The sequence below is a fragment of the Mesorhizobium sp. BHbdii genome, assembly GCF_053848045.1.
Map to the genome: position 1 here is coordinate 1 of NZ_JBSPKX010000078.1, position 608 is coordinate 608.

At 62.5% G+C, this 608-nt stretch carries 1 protein-coding gene; it reads right to left on the reverse strand.

Annotated features, from left to right (window positions below; genetic code table 11):
- The coding region (locus ACWTU8_RS31930) for an AIM24 family protein (protein WP_455851268.1) at window positions 1-398 on the reverse strand (398 nt) is incomplete at its 3' end.
- Window positions 399-608: the final 210 nt, after the last annotated feature.

Below are 608 nucleotides of genomic sequence, written 5' to 3' on the forward strand. Positions count from 1 at the left end.
GTCGCCAGGCCGCGCACACGCTCGAACGTGTACTCGACATTGCCGGTGGCGGCGAGAAACTGGTGTTCGCGCACTTGGATCTCCTCGCCGCGCCTGAGATGGATCGGCACGATGTGGCCGGGTCCATCGCGGCTGAAGGCGATGATGCCTGCTCCCGACGCCTCGGTAACGAAGATCTGCATGCCGGCCATCATGCGCTTCAGCGCGCCTTTCAGTGATTTCAGGCCGATGGTGATGGTGGAGTTCTTCCACAACAGGATATGGTGCTCGAAATAGACGGGCATTTGCGTCACATCGACCGACAGCACGGGCACCAACTCGCCCGCTATGTGGTAGGTGACGCCGCCAAAGGTTTCGTCCGACACCTGCGTCGGCATCAGTTCCGGCAAGCTTGGCATGGTTTCCCCCCAGCGCTACCCAGCGTGCCGGTCCATTCCGGCTTCCGCGCGGTCAGCACCGGCAGCTTTGGTGCGGGGGCCCCGGGCCGTCAAACGAAAACGGACGCATGCAGCGCCGCTCGCGCGAAGGTGATCAAGAGAGGCTCACTTCGAAGGAATCAGTCCGCAAGAGGCCTGATGTAGACAAATGTCGGTTCGCCGGAGGCACCC